The following is a 20,573-nucleotide window of genomic DNA, read 5'->3' on the forward strand; positions in this document are numbered from 1 at the left end:
TTCATATTAATATTATACGGAAAGAAGAGAATTCAAATTCATGAATTCTCTTCTTTCTTTTTATCGGATTGTATCAAATTTATTTTGATACAGCCCCTACTTTTTTCCTTCTTACCTTTTTACCTTTATTATATTATTATATCCAACATATGTAGTTAAGAAGTATCCACCATAAACCATTATAATTATTATTGCAGTAATTATAGCTGATACTAAAATACTTGACGCCCCAAACATAGATATTACTTCACTAGCTACTATAATTCCTACTATAGAGTGAATTATAGCAATTGTAAGAGGCATCATAAAATATATAAATACTTGTGAAAACACTGCTTTATTAATATTCTTACTGGATGTTCCTATCTTTTTTAATACTTCATATCTTTCTATGTTATCACTTGCTTCTGATAATTGTTGAAGCGCTAATATTGCTGCACTTGATATTAAAAATATTACTCCTAGATATATACCTATATACATTACTGTAACTGACATTCCAACGCTTGAGTCATAAGCCATATCTCTAGTTGATCCTAAAACAAATCCATATTCATCATAGCTATATTTTCTTGTTGTAAACCCCGCAAATACATTATATATTCCATTCTCTATCTTTTCAGACTTCTCCTTATAATTACCACTTAAATAAGTAGTATTTATCTCCATATTATTTACTACTTCATCAGGTAATACAGCTACCATAAACTTCGTTGCTAACGCACTTGTTTCTAAATTATCTTTCAACGCTTTTTCATTTATAATCCTATAATTATTGTTACTAATTCTCATTGTTTTATTATTTTCTATAAACTTATCCACAGCCTTATCATAATCATTCACATTTGATATTAGAATAACTTCATCTTTTTGTGGATTAAATGTACTTTCTCCAGCCATTGTTCTTAACTTATTATAATCTGATATTGCAATACAATCTAAATTCTTATCATTAGAATCCAAATTCTTTTTAACTTTATCATTTCCATAGTTATATATATACTGCTTAATTCCCTCATCACTTGTATACAAGTTATATGAAAGATATTCTCTAAAAGCATTATTATAATCAAGTCCTATTTTATCTAAAGATTTTGATATATTAGCAATTTCCTCATCTCCTGTTGAAAATGAATAGAAAGTCACATCATAAGGAGTGTTATTTTTTAAGGTTGTTTGTAAAGAATTCTTAAAACTTACCCCTGTAGATAAAAGAGTAATTGTTAAAAATAACATTAAAGAAATAACTGACATAGAGATATATGTAGTGTTCACCTTACTATTTATCTGCCTTAGAACAAACATATTTAGATTCTTTAAATAAAATTTCTCACTTTTTTCTAATACCTTAATTAAGAAACCAGATAAAGATAAAAACAATAATACTGTCCCTACTATACCTAAGATAACATAAACTTGAACATAGCTAATTCCATTATTAAATCCAAATTTTAGAATTATTAAATAGGCTACTCCTATTAAAATTATTGATAATAGAAATAATAAAAATGATACTTTTGTACTCTTCATTTTTATACTTTCATTTTTTCTTCCTGCTCTTAATAAATCTATTAACTTATATTTAGAAATTACCAAAGTATTAAATATCATAACAAGTATAAATATTATCCCAAAATATAAGGATGTCTTTATAGCTGCGCTAGGAGAAAATATAAAATTGAACTTTGATACATTAACTTCAAATAGTTTTGATGTAAATAAAGATAATCCTTGAGATACCACTACTCCTGCCATAAGACCAAATCCAAGTGATAAGAGTCCAATTAAAAAGGTTTCCTTTATTAATAGATAGGATATCTTTCTTTTCCCCATACCTAAGGTCATATATAAACCTATTTCTTTCTTTCTTCTTTTTATTAAAAAATTATTTGCATATATTATTAAAAATCCTAATATAATTGATACAAACACTGATGTCATAGAAATTATTTTAGACAACGTTTGTATTATTTCAGCTTTACTATTTGTAACATCCATCATTGCTTTTTGTGATGATATAGAGTTAAAAGAATAAAATATACATACAGCAAAAGTTAACGTTAAGAAATATATTGCATAATCCTTAAAACTTCTTTTGACATTTCTAACTGACATTTTAGAATACATTATTTGTGTCACCTCCAAGTAAGGTTACAACCTCAATAATCCTATTAAAAAACTCTTTTCTAGAATCATTTCCTCTAATTAGCTCATTAAATACTCTTCCATCTTTTATAAATAAAATTCTATGGGCATAGCTTGCTGTAAAAGCATCATGTGTAACCATAAGTATTGTAGCCTTCATTTCCTCATTTAACTTTTCAAAAGAATCTAATAATAATCTTGAAGCTTTAGAATCCAAAGCTCCAGTAGGCTCGTCAGCTAATATTAAAGACGGATTAGTAATTATGGCCCTAGCGGCTGCAACTCTTTGCTTTTGTCCACCAGACATTTCATATGGAAACTTACTTAAAACCTCTTCAATATCTAACTTTCTAGCAACTTCTAAAACCCTCTCCCTTATATTTTTAGCTTTTTTCCCCTCTTGGATAGTTAATGCTAATGCAATATTCTCAAAAGCAGTTAAAGTATCTAAAAGATTAAAATCTTGAAATATAAAACCCAATTCTTCTCTTCTAAACTTTTCTATACTTTTAGACTTCAATTTAGTTATTTCCTTACCATTTATTTTAATATTTCCTGTTGTTACATTATCAACAGTAGAAATACAATTTAGCAATGTAGTTTTACCACTTCCTGATGGTCCCATTATTCCAACAAATTCACCCTCTTCTACATTAAAGCTAATATTATTAATAGCTTTTGTAACATTCCCCTTATTGCCATAATATTTTTCTATATCTTTAACTTGTAAAATCTCTTTCATTTTAATTCCTCCATCTATCATCTTTAAGCATATTTTATAATTATTTTATCTTTTGTAGTATTGATTAACATTACTCTTATCTTTCATTTTTGAAAGATAAGAAAAAGAAGCTACTTAAATAGCTCCTTCTTATTCAACGGAAATATTATATCTACATTGGTCCATTTATCCTTTTCTGATGTCACTTCTATCCCTATAGATAGCTTTTCACAAAGACTTTTACATATATACAGCCCCATACCTGTAGATTTACCATAGACTCTTCCATTTTCTCCTGTAAATCCTTTATCAAATATTCTTTTTATATCTTTTTCTGAAATTCCTACACCATTATCTTTTATCGATAAAATCACTTTTGTATCTTTTGAAATAGATTTTATCTCTATCCTAGGATCATTTTTATCACAGTATTTTATAGAATTAATTAATATTTGATTTATTATAAATTCACACCACTTAGTATCACTAAACACATTTTCATTAACTTCATTTAACTCTAGCTTAATATTTTTATTAATAAAATCTTTATAGTTTTTTCCTATTATCTTTCTAACTACATCTCCTAATGAAAACTCTTTGATTATATAATCCTTACCGGCATCCTTGCTCCTAGAATAATATAATACTTGCTCCACATACTCTTCTACTTTACTAATCTCTTCTTTTATGCTACTTGTTATTTCATTTCTATTATTATCTATTATTAGCTTACTAGATGCTAAAGGCGTTTTCACTTCATGAACCCATGTCTCAATATACTTCCTATACTCTATTTGCTTTCTTTCATATTCTTTTAAAAATTCATGCATATCTCTATTTGTATCAAATAAAATATCATATAAAATTTTTCCATCAATAAAGTCTGGTTTATGTATTAGTTCTGATAATAAAAACTTTTTATCTAAATTATTTAAAATCTCTATTGTTGAAGTATAGTATTCTTTCCTTTTCCAATATTCAATTATTAAAAGTGATGTAATTGGCATACTCCAGGCTAAAATTACTATAATTACATATTCACTCTTTATATTTAAAAATAATAAAAATGTTGAAAAAGTTAATAGAATAAATAAGTTTATCACTAAAAACATTCCTTTATCTCTTAAATATGCCTTCAAACTCATATTAATATATAACCTAATCCTCTCCTAGTTTCTATAACATTCTTTAATCCTATTTCCTCTAATTTCTTTCTTAGCCTAGTTACATTTACCGAAAGAGTATTATCATCTACATATGCTTCTGAAGACCATAAATACTCCATCAGTTCATCTCTTGATACTATCTTTTCCTTATTTAATATTAAATAATTTAATATTTTCATTTCATTCTTGGTAAGCTCTGATATATTATTGTTGTAAGATATACTCCCACTAGATAAATTTAGATTAAGTCCATTATGCGTTAATAATTGAGATGTTGAATTATTAACTCTTCTTAATATAGAACTTATCCTAGCTAATAAAATTTGAGTATTATATGGCTTAGTTATAAAATCATCTGCCCCTAGGTTCATACTCATCAATTCATCCATCTCACTATCTCTACTTGTTACAATAATAATAGGTACATCTGACTTACTTCTAATCTCTCTACAAATATAATATCCATCAAAAACAGGTAGATTAATATCTAACAATACTAAATCTGGATTTTCCTCAAAAATGTAATTAATTATATTTTTAAAATCTTCTGGCACTTTAACATCATAGCCGTATTTACTTAAAAACTCTTTTAACTCATTTCTAATCTTCTCTGTATCCTCAACAATAATAATCTTTTGCATTCTTCTTGTTCTCCTTTTATATGTATAGAGAAAGATTATACACCTTTCTCATATAGTTTATCTAAAAAAACTTTTATTTCATCCTCTTCTAAAAAAATTTGTCCTAATGTTCCATGTTTTAAATCCACTTTTCTCAACGAATGAAAATCAGAACCTGCTGTATATATAATTCCTTTTTCTTTAGCCATGCTAATAAAATATTCTGTTTCATTTTCTTTATTCCTATAATATTTAGCTTCAATACCATCAAAATTCAAATTAATTAATCCATTAAAAGTTTCTCTTCTTAATAATGTTGGATGAGCCAAAACTACAAAAGCTCCATAATGATGTAAAAATTCTACTCCAGCAGAAGTGCTTATCTTCCCTCCCTCTGATTTGAAACTTAATTTTCCTTTATGATATATCTGGCACTCTTTAAATTTTCCTTTTCTTATAGAGTTTAACATCTTTTTAAACTCTTCATCTTCATATCTGCCATCTTTAAAATATCCAAGTATATGAACTCTATTTCCTTTGTATCTAGTTGACAGTTCAATACCTGGAATGACTTTTACTCCATGAATCTTTCCAACCTTTATTGCTTGTTTATTTCCTGATACAGTATTATGATCTGTTAAAGCAATTATATCAATTTTTCTTTCCTTAGCTAATAAAACAATTTCTCCTGGCTTAAGCTCCCCATCTGACTCATTTGAATGTATATGAAAATCTCCTTTAGTATACATATATTACCTCTTATTCCTATCTATATTTATATAGTATTTAAATCCTTTATTATACTTGACAGTAAATTCATAGTAATTTAAACTTAAATTAACTATACTTGGAGGATTATTTTATGAAATCAAATGATAAATTAACTATAAAAAAAACTAGTAGAGGTGTAACAAAAGAAGAATTCGAAGCTTATCTAGGGAAGTCTGCATCAAAACCTTTCTACCAAAAATCCCTTAATACCTATATGAACAACCCTAATAAGATGAATTGGAATTGGGCCTCAACCTTTTTATCAACATATTGGTTTTGCTATAGAAAAGCACTTATACCTGCAGTTATTTCTTTTTCTTTAATCATTATATCTAATGCCTTTTTACCAAGTATTTTAGGTGATTTAGCTTTACTTGCTATTCTAGCCTTCTTTGGTTCATACGGTACTAATATATTTTTTAAAGATGCAGAAAGAGCTATTTTATACGCAAAAAAGAATTCAAAGAATAATGATAAAAATGAAATACTTAATTCACTTACTACCAAAGGTAAAACAAGCTTTATATTACCCCTAATTTTCTTTATATTTGAAGGAGCAATATATTATAATTTTATTTTCTAAAAAACAAGGAAGAAATTCAATTAAAACTTGAATTTCTTCCTTATTTTTTATCTAATTGCTTTTTCTGTTTCTATATCGAAGAAATGTATCTTATCTGGATTCATTGCAAATTTATAATTTCCTCCTAGTTGTAAATCACTGCTTCCATTAACTCTTACAACTATTGAACTTCCACCTTTACTGACATATAAGTAACTTTCAGCCCCCATTAACTCTTTAACTTCTAATGTCGCCGTGAAAGTAGCGTCACTATACCTTGATATAAACTCTTCATCACAATCTAAATCTTCAGGTCTTATTCCCATAATAACTTCTTTTCCTACATAATTTCCTTTAGTTAAAGCTTTAACGTTTTTCTCTGAAATTTTTATTTTTTCTCCTTTAAAATCTACATATAGATTGTCCCCTTCTTTTGAAATACTAGTATGAATTAAATTCATTTGAGGGCTTCCTATGAACGATGCAACAAAAAGATTTTCTGGCTTATCATGTACATTTTGTGGAGTATCTACTTGCTGAATTACACCATCCTTCATTACAACGATTCTAGATCCCATTGTCATCGCTTCAGTCTGATCATGTGTTACATATATAAATGTAGATTCTAATCTTTTATGTAACTTAGAAATTTCTGTCCTCATTTGAACTCTTAGTTTAGCATCTAAATTTGATAAAGGTTCATCCATCAAGAATACTTTTGGTTCTCTAACAATAGCTCTTCCAAGGGCAACTCTTTGTCTTTGTCCACCTGATAATGCTTTTGGTTTTCTATCTAATAAGTATTCAATATCTAATATCTTAGCAGCCTCTTTAACCTTTTTATCTATATCTGACTTAGGAACTTTTCTTAATTTTAATGCAAATGCCATATTATCATATACAGACATATGAGGATATAATGCATAGCTTTGGAATACCATAGCAATATCTCTATCGCTAGGTGTTACATCATTTACTAGTTTTCCATCAATATACAGCTCACCTTTACTTATTTCTTCTAAGCCTGCAACCATTCTTAACGTAGTTGATTTACCACACCCTGATGGTCCTACAAAAACTATAAATTCTTTATCATCTATTTCTAAGTTAAAATCTTTAACTGCAGTTACATCTCCTTGATATATTTTATATAGGTTTTTAAATGATAATGTTGCCATTTTTGGTTCCTCCTTAAATTCTTACCTTTTCAATAGTATATTTAAACGTTCTTATAACTACTGATGCCCTCTTATAGCATCCACTGTCTTTCTCATTTTATTTCTTAACTCACCATATCTTAATAGAGAAATACATATCAAATCTAATAAATACATTATGGAAAATTGAGTATTAATAAATCTTTCAACATCCACAAATGCTGAATTATATACAAGCAAGATAATATCACCAAAAGATGTAATTGTACTTCCTTCGAAGCTAGTAATAGATATAACACTTGCACCATTTTCCTTCGAAATTTCAAGTGCCTTATTTACAGCTGCTGTCTCTCCTCCTATAGATATACCTATTACAAGGTCGTCCTTTTTTACTATAGTGCTATCGATTATCATCATATGAGAATCTGTAATGCTATTAACATTAAACCCCATTCTTAATAATCTTTGCATCATTTCAATAGCCGAAAGCCCTGAACTGCCAACACCATAGATATGTATTCTTTTTGCAGTTTTTATCTTCTTTACAACTTTATCTATATCTTCTTTTTTTATTAAGTATTTATTTCTCTCAACTGCCTCAGAATAATAATCATATACATCCGTTAAAATACTATCCTCATTTTCATCTTTAAAATTACTTTGGACATTACTAAGCTTTATTTTTAGCTCTACAAAGCTCTCACAACCTATTTTTCTCGAAAACCTTGTTATAGTAGAACTAGAAGTTCCAATCCTCTCTGCAAGATTATTAATTGAAATATTGTTAATTGATTCATTTTGATTTATTATATAATCTGCTATATCTTTTTCCTTATCCGAAAAGTTATTATAATTTTTCTGGATTTCACATAAAATATCCATATGTCCCTCCAAATAATAATATTCATTAAATATATCTTATAAGTTTTTCGACTACTTGCTTAGCACAAGCTTTATATCCTTCTTCTGTTAAATGTAATCTATCCGAACAAATGAATTCATCTAAATTCTCTTTCACCAAAAAATTCAAGTCATTAACTTCTATATTTCTATTTTTCATTAGTTCTAAAGCTGATTTATTATACTGATCTATCTCCCAATTACTTCTGCCTTTACCATCCTTAGCTATAGGTGTAATAGTTGCATAAATAAGCTTAGCTCCTGTTCTCTCTAATTCATTTATTATTCTATTAAGATTTTCTATATATTCTTCTTTTGTACTTAAAGCTTCAACCATTGGGGGTTCATGATGTAAATCCCATAGCCCAGTATTGAAATGTATTATATCAGGCTTACCTAAGCTATTTATCCATAGATTAACGGCCCATAAAGTATACTTTGAAAACATACCATTTTCTTCAGGAAAAACAACTTCTGCTTTCCCCTCCAAAGTACTTTTCACATATTCTTGATATCCAATTCTAATTGAATCTCCTATCAATAATATCTTCTTCATTCAATCACTTCCTTTTTATAAGGCTTCCCTAAGTATTTTATTCATAAGATTATATCCCTTAACATTTGGATGTACACCATCATTACAATATCCATCCTTCAATGTTAATCCATCATCATCTACAAACGCCTTATGATAATCAATATATTTAATTGACATAAGTGTACAGAATTCTTTAATTTCCTTATTAACCTCTTTAATCATGGTATTTCTTTCCTTTAAAAAGATATCATTTTTCATATTTGTTGGCAATATCGCTCCCACATATATACTTATATTATTTTCTAATGCCCTTTCAACAATATCTTTTGTATTTTTTATTATTCGCTCTCTTAATACTTCGTAAGAAGTATCTACTAAAACATATTTTGTTCCTAAAAACATCGTATCATTAACACCTATAAGTAAGACTAAGTTCTTTGGCTTTAGCTGTATAGCATCTGCTTCAAGCCTCATTGTTAAATAATGTGAATTATCTCCACCTATTCCTCTATTTATAACTATGCCTAAGTCTTTATAATACGATTCTAACTCCCATCTAGCTATAATAGAATCACCTATAAATAGATAATCTACTTCTACATTATTTGTTAGTATAATTTCATTCTTTAAGTCATATTCATCCCTTCTAAGATCAGCATGTGATGTCTGAGAAAAATATCCCGGTTTAACAAACATTTTATCACTTCCAAATATTGTATTAAAAACTTCTAATTTCTGATAAAAAATACGCTCCCCATAGTGCTGCATCATTATTCTGTTTTGTAGCTACAACTTTTAAATTTTCTGTAAAAGCTTTCATTGCTAACTCTTTTATATGTTTATCTATTGGCTCTATTAATATATTGCCTTGAGCACTAATTCCTCCACCTATGATTATCATTTCAGGGTTAAATATATGTATTAATGTTGTAATTCCTAAAGATAAATCATAAATCCATTCATAGTATTTTGCCTTTACCTCTTTATTACCTTTTTTTAATTCATTAAATACCCATCTTCCATCTATCTCATCCTTTAAATTCAAGGAATCTTTTATTCTATTTACAAGAGAAGTTGTAGAAGCATACTTCTCCCACTTTTCAATCTTTCTTGACCCATCTTCTTGTCTAATATCTATTAATAAATGCCCAAGTTCTCCTGCTATACCACCTGCACCCTTAAGAAGTTTTCCATCAACAAATACTCCTCCTCCTATGCCAGTTCCTATAGTTATTAGCACAAAATTTTTTATGTTTCTTCCTGCTCCACTTACACCTTCTGCTATAGCAGCACAATTAGCATCATTTTCAACAACAGAAGGTAAATTAAATTCTTCCATTATTAATTCTTTAACATTTGTACCTTTCCATCCAACAAAACTTTCACCTATAGCATCTATAACTAATCCTGAACTGCTGTCTACTTGTCCAGCTGTTGATACTGCAATACCCCCTATATCACTAGTTATATTCTCTCTAAGTATACTAACTACTCTGTCCTTCAAGGATACTCCATCAACCCTTGTTCGATAACTCTTTTTATTATATAAGTTAGAATTATTGGATATTAATCCAACCTTAATTTCTGTTCCTCCAATATCAATTGCCAATACATCTTTCATATTATTTTATACCCGCTACAAACCTTTCAGTTATTTGCCTTGGTCTAGTAATAGCTCCCCCAACTACTACTGAAGTAGCCCCTAAATCTAGACACCTTTTAGCTTCTTCAGGTGTGCTTATCTTACCTTCTGCTATTATAGGTAATTTAACATTCTGGTAAAGATCTGATATCAACTTAAAGTCCGGTCCTTCTAAATTAGGGGAATAATCTGTATATCCTGAAAGAGTTGTGCTAATAATATTAACTCCTAACTTTTCAGCATATATCCCCTCTTCTAGTGAAGATATATCTGCCATTATTAAAACTTTTGGATACTTTTCTTTAACCTCACTAATCAAATCTCTTAGCATTCTTCCATCAGGTCTCTCCCTATTTGTACAGTCTATAGCAACTACATCTGCTCCTGCTTCTATTACCTCACTTATTTCTTTCATTGTAGGAGTAATGTATACTTCACAATCTCCATACTTTTTTTTAATTAATCCTATTAAGGGTAAATCTACAACCTCTCTAATTTGCTCAATATCACGCACAGAATTTGCTCTAATTCCAACTGCTCCACCAAGCAGTGCTGCTGTTGCCATCTTAGCCATTATTCCATCTCCAAATAGCGGTTCATCTTCTAAAGCTTGACATGAAACAATCAACCCACCCTTTACTTTATCTATGAAATTAATCATACTTTTCCACATCCAATACTATATATTTTCCTATAAATTACTCTTCTAATTCTAAATCTATATCTATTTCAAACATTCTTCTCCAAGGAAAACTTACCCCATTAATTTTAATATTTTCATCCAAATACGGTTGTATATATCTTGATAAAAATTCATTTAAATGCTTTATTACTCGTTCCTTAACCCACTCTTCTTTATCCTTGAAATCATAGTAAGATAAGCCTTGAAGAGGTAACTCATCTATTACAATTTGTCTTACTACGGACTGATATCCACAATCCTCCAAATATCTGTAAGCAATAAACTTCTTATTTTCTCCATAATGGAATGCACAAGTTCCTTCACACAAAACTGTTCCCAATGTATTTCCATGAGTATTCCATCCTGCATACCCTGATACGTTAAACATTACTCCAAGTTTAGTCAATATGTTGATAAGTTCTTTATCTGAACCATTACTATATGCAACATCTGAAATTACTACCTTCTTTCCCCTCTTAATATACTCTCTACAAGCAGTAACAAATTCTATTAGGTTTCTCATAGAATTATTCTCTCTTACACCTAAATCTTGAGTTTGTGCACCGGTAGTTTCAGCTCCAGGAGTATTAACCATAAGTATAAAATCTGCATCTTGACTATTATCAACCATCCAAAGTCCTGCTGAAGTTAGATGCCACTTTATAGTTTCTATATATGGCCTATCCTCAAAACTAGGTACTATTTGAGGTCCATTAACTGATGAAAATCTAACAAATACTGAAGGCGTAACTCCATTATAATCATTAATAATTCTTGATAATAATGTACATCCTACTTCGTCAGCTCCTGGATAAATAAATACCTTATGAGATATATCTAAAGATTTAATGGTCTTAATATGCTCTTGCTGTTCTCCTGCTTGTACACCATACAAAGCCGTATCATCTTGAGGTATTACTAAGAATTCAATTACACCTTCTTCTACTAACTTTAATACATTTTTAGTTACCTCATAATTTTTCATTCTCCTACCAAAATAATCTTTCTCAAACTCTGTTGGTACTTCAGACATTATTTTTTTGTATTCATCTTTATCATTTTCATCCCCATAACCTTTATCAATTTTATCTCGTAACCAAGATATTCTAAAGATACTTTCTCCAAAACTTTCATAATAATCTGGTTCTTCCTCTGAACTATTATAGCTTGGAACTCTCATTATAGTATCAAATGCATATATTTTAACATTAGGATTTATAAGTTTAAGTTTTTTTACTCTTTCAAGCCTTTCTAATAATTCCTCTAAAGTACTTTGATGTAATCTTGATGGAAGAAGCCCACCATACACCATCATATCAATTGACAATATAGCATAATCGCAATTTCTTATATTCTCTTCAACAAAGAACCATAAACCTTCAATATCAGCGGCTATCTTCTTCTTATTTAATAGGGATTTCGGAGGCACTATAAATTTAACCTCTTCTGACTTTCCTATAATCTCAGCTGGATATTTATAATTACACGGTCTTTCATCTAATGATATATATAAAATATTCACTCTTTTCACCTCATCAATTATCTTTACTTCCCTTTTTAGGGTACTACTATTGTGAATTTTTAATATAATAGTCCAACTTTAGTTAACCCTTAACTGAACCTACTACTAATCCTTTAACAAAATACTTTTGTAAGAAAGGATATACTACTAAAATTGGAATTGTTGATGCCATTACTGTAGCACTTTGAACTGCTCCCGTTGATACCTTATCGGCAAGCTCTGCTGGCAGTTCATGTGCAGGTAAAGTAGATAACCTTAACACTTCATAAAGATATGTTTGAAGTGGTTTTAACTCTGCATCAGTTACATACATTATTCCATTAAAATATGAATTCCAATACGATACTGCATAGAATAACCCTATAGTTGCAATTGATGGTAACATTAATGGTGCTATTATTTTAATCAATATTTGCATACTGTTTGCACCATCAATAGAAGCTGCCTCTTCTAAAGCCTCTGGAATACCCTCTAAAAAGTTCTTAATTAATAACATATTATAAGGTGCTAATATTCCTGGAATAATCAATGCCCAAATAGTATTGTACATTCCCAAACCTTTAATTAATAAGAAACTTGATATCATTGTTCCACCAAATAACATAGTAATTACGAATATCTTAAGGAAAAACTTTCTACCTATAAAATTGGGTTTTGATAATGGATAGGCAGTTAAAACTGTTATTCCAACTGAAAGTATAGTACCCACAAGCGTAACAAATACTGATACCGCAAAAGATGTAAAGAATTCCTTATTTAAAATAACAAACTCATATGCTGAAGTAGTAAAATCTACAGGAAAAAATCCAACTTGTCCTGAAATAACTGCTGAATTACTACTAAAGGATTTTGATATAAGATGCATAAATGGTAGAATTACCACTATGGCAAGTATAGTTAATATAATATAATTGACTACGTAAAATATCTTAGTCCCTTTACTTTCTATCATGTCTTATTCCTCCTTCTACCATATTCCTTTACCGAAATACTTCCTACATATTTTATTTGCAGCAAATAGTATTGTTAATCCTATTATTGCCTCAAATACAGCTACAGCCGCAGAGAAACTATAATTCATTTGTCCTATACCTATTCTATATACATATGTTCCAATGATATCTCCTGTATCATATACCAATGGATTGTATGTGTTAAATACTTGGTCAAATCCAGCATCAAATATATGACCTAATCTAATAGTAAATAACATTAATATAGTTGAAGAAATTGAAGGAATTGTTACATATATAATTTGCTTAAACTTATTCGCACCATCAATCTTAGCAGCTTCATATAATTCAGGATCAATTGATGTTAACGCAGCAAGATAAACAATAGTATTCCACCCAACTTCTTTCCAGCCACCTGTAATTACCATAATTGATCTAAAAAACGATGATTCTTGAAAGAATTGAATTGGTTGATCTATAATTCCAATAGATTCTAAAAATCCATTTATAGGTCCATAAGGACCAAGCATTTGTAAGAATAATCCACTTACTATAACCCAAGAAAGAAAATGTGGTAAATAGTAGATTGTTTGTACTGTCTTTTGAAAATACTTACATCTTACTTCATTTATAAGTATAGCTAAAATAATCGGTACTGGTTGCAACCAGAATATCTTATATAAACTTATAAGTATTGTATTTTTAAACACATTTAATACATCCATGTTACTAAATAATGTTCTAAAGTGCTCAAACCCAACCCAAGGACTTGTGAACATTCCTAAAATTGGCCCATCTGTTGAGAAAATATCGTACTCATTAAACGCGATAACATTTCCAAGCATTGGTATGTACTTGAAAACAAGTGTAAACAAAAGTCCTGGTACTAAAAATGCATATAGTTGCCAGTTTTGTTTGAAATACCGTTTAAATTTCCCTATCTTTTGCGATAGTTTTATCTGATTTGATCTAACTGATACATTCATATCTATCTACGCTCCTTATTAATTTATTTAGTGTAACTTTGAATACGTTCACTACTCTTTTATGTACAGTTATTAATTACTAATTTTTATATACTTAATTATATTTCACCTCTTGAATACTTTTTAAAAATTGGCTTGAATATAAATGAAGTCACAGCAACATATGAACTTATTAATATGAACACTGGCAAGAAATTAAACATTTTAACAGTAAATAATAGTGCTGCAGCAATTACTACACATGTTAGAGTTGTAAATAGATGTGCATTAGCAATTAGTAGCGCGGAATACATTATCCTTTTGATATCTGCTTCAAAATTTGATATCATGCTATAGCAATAGATATTAATAAATACAAGCTGAATTAGTATAATAATCTGCAATGCCTTTAAAACTAATGCCAATGACTCTGACGATATTAATGAAAATCTAATATTAGCTACAAGCATTGTACCTAAAACCAATGTTATTATCCATACTATTGTACTTTCTTTAAAATTCTCTTTTAAAGCCTTCCAATATATTGAAAAACATGTATGAATCATTACTTCATCTTTTTCCTTATCTGCTCTTTTTCTCATAACAGTATAAGCTGCTGTCGTAGCGGCTCCAACTGTTACTCCACAACCTAGAATAACTGTAATAATCCAGACTAAGTTTAATAAAACTAAAATGGTAATACTTTCTCCAACTCTTACAATAGGTCCTAATCCATTTTTCATAATCTCATCCTCTTCTCACAATCATTTCTATATCTTTAGTAATACCAAATTAACATTTTATAGTATGATACCAACCTACTTTAAATTCTCATTTCACTTTTGCAAAATAGTAGGATTATTCTATAAGATAACCTTTAAAAATAATCCTACCATTTCATTTTTTCATAAGTTCAATATCTTATTAGTTTTTTATTTAATTATTATTTCTTTATAGTACTATAATAATCATTAACATCCTTAGTAATTTGATCTATATTTGCTAACTTTAATTGTTCTTCAAGTACTGATATATCGGAAACCTTTCCTGAAATATATTGAGTCGCAAAATCACCAACAGCTGTATCTAAAGCAGCTTTATTCTTACTTAAAGATTCTATATTAGGCGCGAATCCTAATGGATTGAATACTCCATACTTGTCAGCTTCTGCATTTATTCTACTCCATGCATCATAGTTTTCTGGTGTCTTTCTAACTCTTGCTTCCCAGTACTTTGGATATTCATTTTCTATTGTTCCAGTTAAATACCAACTCGAATTATTCTTTTCATCAAACTTTGGCTTTCCAGCTTCATTTTGTTCTAAGTTAGGTAAGTAATTTCCATTTTCAACAGTATAATGATATCCTTCATCTCCAATAACAAGCTTCTTAAATGTTTCAGCTTCAAACTTCTTATCTATCCATTGAATTGCTTGCGCTGCTTGTTCCTCCATATATCTTGGAATTGCAGTTACATAATTTATACCCTTATCTCTTGGTACACCAATATATCCATCAGGACCTTCTAAACTTGGTATATAAGCTATAGCTTCTTCTGGTTTTGCAATTCCTGCTTTTGTCTTTAATGCATCATATATAGCTTTTCCCTTTGTCCATCCACTAACTATAAATACTGAATCACCAGTAATAAATCTTTCTTGTGAATCACCAAACTTAATAGTTGCCCAGTCTTGACCTAAAAGACCTTCATCATTCATTTTCTTCATAAAATCTAAGTATTTCTTTAAATTTTCGTCTACTCCTCTATAAACTAATTCTCCATTCTTTTCATTCCACTCTTGTGAAACTCCAAAAGCACCCATAATAGAATTTGATAGTTTTTGATCTAAAGATGCAGGTACTTTTATACCTTTTTCTTTTAATATCTTACACGTATTATAGAACTCATCTGTAGTAGTTGGAATAGATAATCCATACTTATCCAATATGTCTTTTCTCACAAAAATTGAAGCATTGATTATATCTGACGGATTCTTTTCAGGTATACCATAAATTTTTCCATCAACAGTAACTGATTCCCATGATTCATCACTTATTGATGCAAGTATATTTTTCCCATACTTTTCTAATAAAGGTTTTAAATCTAACAACGTATTTTTTCCCATTAAAATATCAAATTGATTTCTATATAATTTTACTGTGTTGTATTGTGCCTCACCTGCTATTTCAAGATTTAACTTTTCCATCGCATTTTCAGCTGGTAGCATTGAATATTCTACTTTTTGACCTGTTAATTCCTCTAATGCCTTTGCTGTTAAATCTTCATTTGGGTCAAACATGTCGTATGGCCCTAAATGCTTTAGTACTTCCACTTTCTCAAGTACTGGCTCCTTTTTACCACAACCAACAAATAATGAAGTCGTTAACATTGCAGCTAAGCATAATACTAATGTCTTTTTCATAAAATTCCCTCCTATTTTTCATGTACTGTTTGTTTTCTTATATTTAACCTCTTATGAGTATATAAGCTTATTTTTTATCAATTTTTTTTCTTATTTTGAACTTTGGCCAATCTATATATGAAAGGTCAAAAGTCATGGTCCCATTGCAACTTTCTAAAGCTGCTTTATATACATTTTCTTGTATTTCTACATCATCTAGATCAGGTAATGACATACCAGCTAATATAGGAATCTCCTCCATAGTTAATATATTTCCTATAGTAATGTACTTGTTTATCTCTTTAGGTTGTTTATAGTAAGTTCCTATCATTATAAAATCTAAGTATTCTATATAGGCTGTATTATAGTAATCATCATTGTATATTCTATCTTCACCAAACCCCAAAGCTTGGTCATACCTAAAGTTCTTACTAGCCCAATTTATACCATTTTGATAAATTATGTCATACCATGATCCGACATAACTTGCAAACTCTATTTTTCTATGTTTTATATTAGAATACTTGTCCACTATTTCTTTTATTTTCTTAGCAATATCCTTAATAGTTTGTGATCTAAAAGTCAACCACTCCAAATAATGTTTCCCTTCAATTATTTCTCCATCATTTTGTACCTTAAATACATCATCTGGCCATTTAATTAACTTCTTATTTTTATTATTTAAAAAAGTTTCAAACTTTCTTCTTGTAAGTTCACTAAAGTCTGCATATGCATTATCATATCTACATCTATCAAGAACCACACCATCAACATCATAGTTTTTTAACACTTCTTCATATCTCTTAAGTTGATACTCAATAGCTTCATCATTAGATGGATTTATATAAAGTAGAATATTATTGGCACTACTTTCTCTAACAGTTAGTAGCTTCCCTTTATCCTCCGGCCTTTGTAGAATTTCCTCCCAATCTTTATATTTTTCTATTAATGGGAAATCATTGGCTACAAGGTTTCCTTCTGTCATAACATTAATAGCTGCATACACCTTTATTCCGTATTTCTTAGCTATCATTATGAAGTCTTCAAGTAAATCCCTATTTGGATTCATTCCCTTCTTATGGGATACCTTTATTTTGCTTATATAAGGAGAGTTTGAAACATCATTTTTCTTATAGCTTACATATCCCTCTGGCCCTTTTACATCTATGGAACACGCTGTAAAGCCAGCTTCTTTAGCCTTTTTTAGTATATCATCTATATCTTCTAAGGAATTAAGTTGTAATGCTCCTGGAAATTGATCTATCCAAAGAATATTATCCTTAAATCTACTCTCTCCCCTCCTCCTATATACAACTAAATACTTTTGAACTAATACTTGCTCCCCAGAATAAAGCTTTATATCGAAACTGTTTACACCAAAAGTTAAATTAACCTTATTAATTATTGATTTATTTTCAACCTCGATAATTCTATCGTTTATACTTACTACATAACTTTTATTAGCTTTAAGTCCTAATAAATCAAGTTCTATACTTATACTTGACTCATTAACTGTAAGGAAGTTCTCTCCTTTAATAATTAAATCTTCCTTATGCTCATGCACTCTATTAGTAATATCATCAATACTTACAATATCATCATTAAGCCTTATTTTTATAATATCTCCTTCTTTAAACCTTTCATTTAAAAAGTATGCACCTTCACCTTTACCAATTACTATGTATCCATCTACAAAATTCTTTTTAATAACTCCAGTATTTTTTTTCAAAACTTTATTATTCCTATCTAATAAGATCCAAGTACAATCCTTAGGTAACTCATCCTTTTCATAATATTTTGAAATAATAACTAAGTTATTATCACCTGCACTAATATTATCTACTGAGTTAATTGACATTTCAATTCCCCTTACAGTAAGACTAATATCTTCACTGACAGCTTCTAAAGTTAGTCCTTTGATTAAATATTTACTATCCAATTAATACACTTCCTATTCTAATAATTAATACCTTATGCTTCACTAGATCTTTCTAATTACTTTTCCATCTATTTCATTAAGGCTTATATTATTTTTTACTGAATATACACAAGCATCTCCAGCTACTTCACCCATATCTCTTAATGTAGGTTGTATTCTTATAGAAGATTGCATTAAAAATGTTGTTGATATACACCTTCCAACAACTATTAAATTTGAAATATTTTTTGTTATTAAAGATCTATACGGTATTTCATAATATTCTCCACGCTCTAAAGGCTTGTCTTCCTCTAAGCTTCTCTCATTTACAGAATGTACATCTAAATACCAATCACCCTTAACTACACCATCTTCAAATCTAGCTCTTTTTATATAATCATTTTCATCGAGAGTATATTTGCCCTCTATTCTATATGACTCTCTAACCCCCAAAGCAGATGCCTCTCTTGATAAATACGCATCTTCAAATCCTGGAAAATTTTTAATTAAGAATTTTACTAACTTATTCATCAATCTTCTTCCAACTATCACTGCTCGACTTCTATCTTTTGCAGTTGTACTTTGATTTATTTGTACTATATTAGGACAATTAAATGTCATTACACCTCTTTTACCCGGAACCGTAAAAGCTTGGAAATATCTTAAGTTATCTTCCTCTAGTTCTCCATTTTTATAACCTTCCATAAATAATGGTTCTAGCACAAATCCTCTTCCTTTTATAAAAGCAATCTCGTAATAATCTCCACTGCTAAGTTGACAGAAAGTATCTTTTAAACTTATCATATATTCTCTTAACCTATCTACATTAATACCAGCCATTTCAAACCTAAATGACATTAACTGATTATCACCATTTACATCTCCTGAATTTGTTTTAACACCACTCATTCTAGAAAGTAATGCATCTCCTGTAGCATCAACAAAGTTTTTTCCTCCTATTGCTACTAATCCTTCACAAGTTGTCACTATTATATATTTTATTTCATCTTTTTCTTTTACCACATCAACAAGACTTGCATCGTAAAGAATATTTCCTCCACTCTCTTTTAACATTCTTTCCAGAAGATAAGTTAATTTTTCTCCATTAAACCATGATGATGAACTTCTACCATCTGATGTTCCGCACCCAGCTTCTTCTAACCTATCAATTATTTCTTTATTTAAAGAAAATTTATCTACATAAGTTGGCATCATTGGAGCAACTAGAGCATTAGTTTGACTTCCACCTAAAGCAATTGATTTTTCTACAACTAGTGTATTATTGCCCCCTCTTGCTGCTGATATTCCAGTTACTGCTCCCGCAGTTCCTCCACCAACAACAACAGTATCAACTTCATATATAACATCTACTTTCCTATTAGCATATTCTATTTGTCTATTCATATTTCATCACACCCTCAAAACCTAAAATATTAAATTTTGATACCAAGCCTCATTGTATTAATATTTCTTTAATTAATTTATTTTCCTATACATACAAATTAATATTAGTATTGAATATATTACCATATTATCATGAAAATTTATTTTATTCAATACATTTATATGTTTTTTTTTTTCTTCTAGAACATAATTTTATTTTTTATAAATTACAACAACAAATTGAACTAATCTGTATTTATTACTTAAACACTTAAACTCACTTAAATTGTAGATAAATCAGCAAACTCAGAGTCATTGTCACTAGTTATGCTCTTGAAAACTTGACTAAATTGTTCACCAAATATGTCACGGACTTTATTAAGTGCATCCGTAATTGCAGGAGCAGTTTTTGCTATAGCTTTTAAAACCATAGCATATCTAGTTTTACGCTCTACTATAGTTAGAAGTACATTATCATCCTTAGTCTTTTCACCAATAACAGTATCTATCTCCCAATGACCAAATTC

The 20,573-nt window shown here is 29.2% G+C and carries 19 protein-coding genes and 1 pseudogene; 1 reads left to right on the forward strand and 19 read right to left on the reverse strand.

Features of this window, described 5'->3' with window-relative positions; all coding sequences use genetic code 11:
- Positions 1-111: 111 nt before the first annotated feature.
- The 5 genes from KIB46_RS13470 to KIB46_RS13490 form a co-directional block, all read right to left on the reverse strand.
- The gene (locus KIB46_RS13470; protein ID WP_291672562.1) at positions 112-2,127 is read right to left on the reverse strand and encodes an ABC transporter permease; all 2,016 of its coding nucleotides are present in this window, start codon (positions 2,125-2,127) and stop codon (positions 112-114) included.
- The gene (locus tag KIB46_RS13475; RefSeq protein WP_156561000.1) at positions 2,117-2,887 is read right to left on the reverse strand and encodes an ABC transporter ATP-binding protein; all 771 of its coding nucleotides are present in this window, start codon (positions 2,885-2,887) and stop codon (positions 2,117-2,119) included. The genes KIB46_RS13470 and KIB46_RS13475 overlap by 11 nt, the downstream gene beginning before the upstream one ends.
- 110 nt (positions 2,888-2,997) lie before the next feature.
- On the reverse strand, positions 2,998-3,978 hold the full coding sequence (locus tag KIB46_RS13480; protein ID WP_291672565.1) for a sensor histidine kinase: 981 nt from the start codon (positions 3,976-3,978) through the stop codon (positions 2,998-3,000).
- Positions 3,979-4,007: 29 nt separating this feature from the next.
- Positions 4,008-4,673, reverse strand: a complete 666-nt coding sequence (locus KIB46_RS13485) for a response regulator transcription factor (protein ID WP_156560998.1) — start codon at positions 4,671-4,673, stop codon at positions 4,008-4,010.
- Between the two features lie 35 nt (positions 4,674-4,708).
- Positions 4,709-5,401: a PHP domain-containing protein gene (locus KIB46_RS13490; RefSeq protein ID WP_291672568.1), complete on the reverse strand. Its 693-nt coding sequence runs from the start codon at positions 5,399-5,401 to the stop codon at positions 4,709-4,711.
- Positions 5,402-5,514: 113 nt separating this feature from the next.
- Here KIB46_RS13490 and KIB46_RS13495 point away from each other — a divergent pair, with 113 nt between their 5' ends.
- On the forward strand, positions 5,515-6,006 hold the full coding sequence (locus tag KIB46_RS13495; RefSeq protein ID WP_156560996.1) for a DUF2628 domain-containing protein: 492 nt from the start codon (positions 5,515-5,517) through the stop codon (positions 6,004-6,006).
- Positions 6,007-6,053: 47 nt separating this feature from the next.
- On the opposite strand, the gene ugpC is transcribed toward KIB46_RS13495, so the two are convergent.
- From ugpC to KIB46_RS13565, 14 genes and pseudogenes are all read right to left on the reverse strand, one after another.
- Positions 6,054-7,163, reverse strand: coding sequence for a sn-glycerol-3-phosphate ABC transporter ATP-binding protein UgpC (ugpC, locus tag KIB46_RS13500; protein ID WP_156560995.1), 1,110 nt, complete (start codon positions 7,161-7,163; stop codon positions 6,054-6,056).
- A gap of 57 nt (positions 7,164-7,220) precedes the next feature.
- Positions 7,221-8,024 (reverse strand): MurR/RpiR family transcriptional regulator, encoded by an 804-nt coding sequence (locus KIB46_RS13505; protein ID WP_156560994.1) that lies wholly within the window; start codon positions 8,022-8,024, stop codon positions 7,221-7,223.
- A gap of 25 nt (positions 8,025-8,049) precedes the next feature.
- Positions 8,050-8,598 carry an SGNH/GDSL hydrolase family protein gene (locus KIB46_RS13510; RefSeq protein WP_156560993.1) on the reverse strand — a complete coding sequence of 183 codons (549 nt, stop codon included), beginning with the start codon at positions 8,596-8,598 and terminating at the stop codon, positions 8,050-8,052.
- A gap of 15 nt (positions 8,599-8,613) precedes the next feature.
- Complete coding sequence (locus KIB46_RS13515) at positions 8,614-9,276, reverse strand: GDSL-type esterase/lipase family protein (protein WP_291672569.1); 663 nt, start codon at positions 9,274-9,276, stop codon at positions 8,614-8,616.
- A 22-nt stretch (positions 9,277-9,298) separates the two neighbouring features.
- Positions 9,299-10,201, reverse strand: a complete 903-nt coding sequence (locus KIB46_RS13520) for an ROK family protein (protein WP_156560991.1) — start codon at positions 10,199-10,201, stop codon at positions 9,299-9,301.
- A gap of 1 nt (position 10,202) precedes the next feature.
- Positions 10,203-10,883 carry an N-acetylmannosamine-6-phosphate 2-epimerase gene (locus tag KIB46_RS13525; RefSeq protein WP_291672571.1) on the reverse strand — a complete coding sequence of 227 codons (681 nt, stop codon included), beginning with the start codon at positions 10,881-10,883 and terminating at the stop codon, positions 10,203-10,205.
- A gap of 37 nt (positions 10,884-10,920) precedes the next feature.
- On the reverse strand, positions 10,921-12,426 hold the full coding sequence (locus KIB46_RS13530; protein WP_291672573.1) for a DUF4127 family protein: 1,506 nt from the start codon (positions 12,424-12,426) through the stop codon (positions 10,921-10,923).
- Positions 12,427-12,508: 82 nt separating this feature from the next.
- Positions 12,509-13,378 (reverse strand): carbohydrate ABC transporter permease, encoded by an 870-nt coding sequence (locus KIB46_RS13535; protein WP_156560988.1) that lies wholly within the window; start codon positions 13,376-13,378, stop codon positions 12,509-12,511.
- Between the two features lie 15 nt (positions 13,379-13,393).
- Positions 13,394-14,365: an ABC transporter permease subunit gene (locus KIB46_RS13540; RefSeq protein ID WP_291672576.1), complete on the reverse strand. Its 972-nt coding sequence runs from the start codon at positions 14,363-14,365 to the stop codon at positions 13,394-13,396.
- A gap of 98 nt (positions 14,366-14,463) precedes the next feature.
- Positions 14,464-15,087, reverse strand: a complete 624-nt coding sequence (locus KIB46_RS13545) for a DUF624 domain-containing protein (protein WP_156560986.1) — start codon at positions 15,085-15,087, stop codon at positions 14,464-14,466.
- Between the two features lie 200 nt (positions 15,088-15,287).
- A complete protein-coding gene (locus KIB46_RS13550; RefSeq protein WP_291672580.1) occupies positions 15,288-16,766 on the reverse strand; it encodes an extracellular solute-binding protein in 1,479 nt (492 codons plus the stop codon).
- Between the two features lie 67 nt (positions 16,767-16,833).
- Positions 16,834-18,684, reverse strand: a complete 1,851-nt coding sequence (locus KIB46_RS13555; RefSeq protein ID WP_156560984.1) for a family 10 glycosylhydrolase — start codon at positions 18,682-18,684, stop codon at positions 16,834-16,836.
- A gap of 42 nt (positions 18,685-18,726) precedes the next feature.
- Positions 18,727-20,067: an FAD-dependent oxidoreductase gene (locus KIB46_RS13560; RefSeq protein ID WP_291672582.1), complete on the reverse strand. Its 1,341-nt coding sequence runs from the start codon at positions 20,065-20,067 to the stop codon at positions 18,727-18,729.
- A 260-nt stretch (positions 20,068-20,327) separates the two neighbouring features.
- Positions 20,328-20,573 (reverse strand): annotated as a pseudogene (locus KIB46_RS13565) (IS30 family transposase); the annotation flags it as partial.

It is taken from the genome of Clostridium sp., assembly GCF_018372875.1.
GTDB lineage: Bacteria > Bacillota > Clostridia > Clostridiales > Clostridiaceae > Clostridium.